This window comes from Pseudoalteromonas sp. 10-33 (assembly GCF_001469195.1).
GTDB lineage: Bacteria > Pseudomonadota > Gammaproteobacteria > Enterobacterales > Alteromonadaceae > Pseudoalteromonas.
The window spans coordinates 29,467-33,958 of record NZ_LOFI01000016.1; the positions used below are offsets into that span (position 1 = coordinate 29,467).

5 protein-coding genes are annotated in these 4,492 nt (G+C 38.4%); 3 read left to right on the top strand and 2 right to left on the bottom strand.

Annotation, left to right across the window (positions count from 1 at the left end; translation table 11 throughout):
• The coding region (locus ATS76_RS10595; RefSeq protein ID WP_058552125.1) for a DUF523 domain-containing protein at positions 1-312 on the top strand (312 nt) is incomplete at its 5' end.
• Positions 313-322: 10 nt separating this feature from the next.
• Here ATS76_RS10595 and trmA read toward each other — a convergent pair.
• Complete coding sequence (trmA, locus tag ATS76_RS10600; protein WP_058552126.1) at positions 323-1,420, bottom strand: tRNA (uridine(54)-C5)-methyltransferase TrmA; 1,098 nt, start codon at positions 1,418-1,420, stop codon at positions 323-325.
• 162 nt (positions 1,421-1,582) lie between these two features.
• Here trmA and ATS76_RS10605 point away from each other — a divergent pair, with 162 nt between their 5' ends.
• Both ATS76_RS10605 and murI read left to right on the top strand, forming a co-directional pair.
• The gene (locus ATS76_RS10605) at positions 1,583-2,710 is read left to right on the top strand and encodes a DUF5610 domain-containing protein (RefSeq protein ID WP_058552127.1); all 1,128 of its coding nucleotides are present in this window, start codon (positions 1,583-1,585) and stop codon (positions 2,708-2,710) included.
• 77 nt (positions 2,711-2,787) lie between these two features.
• Positions 2,788-3,588 carry a glutamate racemase gene (gene murI / locus ATS76_RS10610; protein WP_058552128.1) on the top strand — a complete coding sequence of 267 codons (801 nt, stop codon included), beginning with the start codon at positions 2,788-2,790 and terminating at the stop codon, positions 3,586-3,588.
• Here the strand turns inward: murI and ATS76_RS10615 are convergent.
• Positions 3,551-4,030 (bottom strand): RNA recognition motif domain-containing protein, encoded by a 480-nt coding sequence (locus tag ATS76_RS10615; protein WP_058552129.1) that lies wholly within the window; start codon positions 4,028-4,030, stop codon positions 3,551-3,553. The two genes, murI and ATS76_RS10615, sit on opposite strands and share 38 nt — an antisense overlap.
• Positions 4,031-4,492 lie beyond the last annotated feature (462 nt).

Below are 4,492 nucleotides of genomic sequence, written 5' to 3' on the forward strand. Positions count from 1 at the left end.
GGGCTATCTACTCCTAGAGCTCCTGCTGAAATAATACAGGGGAAAGTAATTACTAATTCAGGAGAAGATGTAACAGAGCAATTTCAAACTGGGGCTAATATAGCGCTAGAACTTTGTAAAAAAAATAAAGTTCGTTTTGCTTTACTTAAAGAATCGAGCCCTTCTTGCGGACGAAATACAATATATGATGGAAAGCATCGCGGAATAAAAATCGAAGGTCTAGGTTTAACTGCAGCATTATTAATAAAGAATGGAGTTCAAGTATTTAGTGAAGAGCAAATACCAGCACTTATAAAAGCACTGGCACTTTAATTTTGGTTGGTTATTTACGCTGTAAGAAAACACCCGACTCTATGTGATGGGTATAAGGGAACTGATCAAATATCGCAAAGCGCTTGACGTTATGAGTACGCGTTAAATGATCTAGATCGCGTTCCAGTGTGTCAGGGTTGCACGATATGTAAATAATATTTTCGTAGTTAGCCACTAAATCACAGGTCAATTCATCCATACCAGCGCGTGGCGGGTCGACTAAGATGGTTTGGCAATTGTAACTTTTTAAATCAATGCCATCTAGACGAGAAAAAGTACGTTCTCCATTCATCGCTTGAGTAAACTCTTCGCTCGACATACGTATAATATCGAGATTATCTACATTGTTCTTCTCGATATTGTATTGAGCAGAGTAAACAGATGACTTAGATATCTCAGTTGCTAGTACTTTATTAAAAGAGCCAGCTAGTGCAATAGAAAAGTTACCATTACCGCAGTAAAGCTCTAGTAAATCATTTTTAAGTGGTTTACATAAATCTTGTGCCCACTCAAGCATGCTTATATTTACTTTCGCATTAGGTTGCGTAAAGCTATTCTCTACTTGTTGGTAAACGAGTTCTTGGCCATTTACAGTTAATCGCTCTGTTACAAAGTCATCACCTAGCATTTCTTTTTGCTTACGTGCTCGGCCAATAAAGTCTATCTTATATTTTTCACTCAGCTTTGCCTTAAGCGCTTTAATTTCACGTAGCCAGTCATCATCAAGCGGCTTGTGGTAAAGCAAGCTCACTAAAATTTCACCGCTGAGTGTAGACAGGTAATCTATTTGAAAAAGCTTTCGGCGTAAAACCTCACATGGCTTAAGGTTTTCAATCATTACTTGCATTATTTCACCAACAAGCGGTGCTGCAGGGTCAAACGTATCCACGCGTATTTTTTCTTTAGTTTGCTGATCAAACATTATATGAAACAGATCGTCTCCATCATGCCATACCCTAAACTCGGCACGTTGGCGGTAGTTAATTGGCTCCGAGCTAAACACTTCTAGCTGCTCCACACCAAAACGTTGAAACTGTGAAGTTATACGCTGTTCTTTTTCACTTAACTGCGCTTGGTACTGTGTGGTATCTATTTTAATAACTGCCATTCGCGTTATTGCCTTATCTAAGATCTGTTTATCGGCGCTATTGTAGGGAGCGGTTCGCATTTGTCTAGTTTTGGCAAGAATAAATGATGTTTTTTTACGCGGTTTACTTTAGTTTTTTATGCTCTGGCCGATAATAAAGTACGCACGTTCAGGAGACGATTCATGAAAATAGGCAACTATGGCTTTATACCAAGCCAGAATATAAACAAATTCAATAACAAAGCTGATGTACAACAACCTACCATCACGTCTCCGCAAGACAGTTATCAGCAACGAGGCAAAGAGTTGGCTGCTAAAGTCTTAGGCGATAAAATGGCAGAGCAGCTTGGTTTACCTGTTCAAGAAAAAAAGGCAGAAAAACCCCTTTTTGATTTTGAAGAAATTGTTAAAAATGTACTCGACTTTGTCACTGGCGCCGTTAATAAAGCAAAAGCTGATGGTGCCGATGACGATAAATTAAAAGGTATGTTAAGTGATGCCCGTAAGGGGGTTCAAATAGGTATTGATGACGCTGTTGATGAGCTCAAAGAATCTGGCGTGCTAAACGATGAAACCCAAGAGGGGATCAATAAATCAAAAGAAGGCATTTTCAATGGCCTTGATGAGTTTGAAGATAATTTGTTCAACCCAATGCCCGCCAGTGTGGGGGTAACACAAGCACAGTATGCCAGTTTAAGTAATAATGCTCAGTACAGCTTTACAACCGCAGAAGGCGATGAAGTAACAATTAGTTTTGCCGATGCGTTTAAATCTCAGTCTGCTAGCAGTTATCAACGTGGTGAGGAAGGGGAGGCATTCGTAAGTGAATCATCACAATCGAGGGAGCTTTCATTTTCAATGTCAGTTAACGGCGACCTTAATGATAAAGAGCAAGAAGCAATTAATGAGTTGATGGAAAACCTACAAAACGTAAGTAAAACTTTTTTTAGCGGTGATTTAGATCAGGCATTTGAAGAAGCGCAAGAGCTTAGTTTAGGCAATGAGCAACTAGTTGCATTTTCAATGGACCTACGACAAACCAAAACGGTTGCTGCAATAAAAGGTTATGAAGAAAATAAACCGGCCCCAGAAAAAGTAATTGCAGATAAAATAGCGCCTTTTAATGATGATCTACGAGAGGCATTTTCTAAAGCCGCCGAGTTAGATATTCAAAATCAGTTATCAGACATCATGCAATGGCTCAATGAGGACCAAAGTGAGATCGATAAGCTGGTTGATTATACAAAAGCTATGTTTGAAAACCTTAATAAGTTAAATAGCGCGGCAAAGCAAACAGCAGACGAAGTTTAGCCTTAACCTTAAACTACTTTCTTTTGCAAAAATCACATGGCAAACTGCCGTTCTAATCTAATTATAGGAACGGTCGTTTGTCAGCGCATATAATGGTTTTTGATTCAGGGATTGGTGGCACAACAGTACTTGAACATATAAAGCAACGTATCCCGAATGCTCAATATAGCTATTTCATGGATAATGCTTTCTTACCTTATGGGGCTCAGACACAACAAACAATTATTAATCGTTTGTGTTCGCTTATTCATTTTATTAAGTTAAACAAGCTAAACGTCGATTTAATTGTTATAGCGTGCAACACTGCATCTACGTCTGCATTAAGTGCCGTACGCAAAATTACAGATATACCCATTGTTGGTGTTGTACCAGCGATAAAACCCGCAGCAGAATTAACTCATTCAAACCACATTGCTTTACTGGCAACACCAGCCACAATAGCGAGCTCATATACAAAAACACTAATAGCACAGCATGCCAGTAATGTAATCGTTAGCTTATATAGTAGTGTTGAGTTGGTAAACCTTGCGGAACAGCTTTTTTTCAATGACTGCTTAGATACAATTAAATTGCATGCCGTGCTTGAAGATTTGAATATTGAAAAGCAAGTAGACGTACTTATATTAGGATGTACACACTTTCCCATACTTGCAAAACAAATTAGTGAATACTTTGAGAATAGTATTCAGCTGGTGGACTCCGGCGTAGCAATAGCAAGTAGGGTCAGTTATTTATTAGACGAATTAGGTTTATTAGCACAAAGTATATCAGATATAAAAAAGCCGCTGCAATACTATGCAACGGCTAATGTGTTCAGTGATAAACTGGCGGTTAAGCTAGTTACACTGATTGATCCGCCTGAGTTCGAAGGGCGTTAGCATCATCTTCTTGTTTTTGTTTTGCTTCACGTACTTTTAAAGTTCGTTGTTGAAACTCACTATCGTTCAAGTTAGCAATAGCATTGTCTGCGTCAGCTTGCGCCATTTCAACAAAACCAAAGCCACGACGTTTGCCTGTATTTTTATCCTTTAATAGACGAACGTTGAATACTTTACCTTGCTCTTCAAACAAAGCACGAACCACACCTTCGTTTGCACGGTAAGGAAGGTTACCAACGTAAAGTGTTTTAGTCTTCACTTCGGTCTCTTCTAAAACGTCAGACGACATAGCAGCAATAACTAGCCCACCTACTAACAGGCCAACAGCAAATACAATTGCAGGGTCAAGTTCTAAGCTTCCGAGTGCGAACTTAACAATAACAAAACCAACTACAGCAATAACAACAGAAAAGATAAAAGATTTTTGATCGGGTAATTTCATTTTAGATCTACCAATAAACAGGAAATAAACATTAATTTAACATTGTGAACTTGCTATCTTAACGTCTTAAACGAACTTAGCAATGATATTTATATGAAATTATAAAGAGCAGTGTAAAAAAGCATCAATTTAAGCGTGTTTTAACATGGTTTTTTGTACTTTTGTTCTAATTTTGTTCGAACAGTAAAAAGATCTAAAAAAAGTGTTGATCTGTTTTTGGATCTCCCTATAATGCGACCCCACTGAGACGGGAAACGCCGAAGCATAGCAAAGCAGCACTGGTTCAGAGAGTTAAGTGAAACTTTAGTTTTAAATCATCGCAAGAAAGTTTAAAACAAAGTATTGACTCGAAAAATAAAGGATGTATTATACGCATCCCTAGCGACAACGTCGCAACGTTCTTTAACAATATAAAGCAATCATCTGTGTGGGCACTCGTACAGATTGAGTTCTAACAGCCAA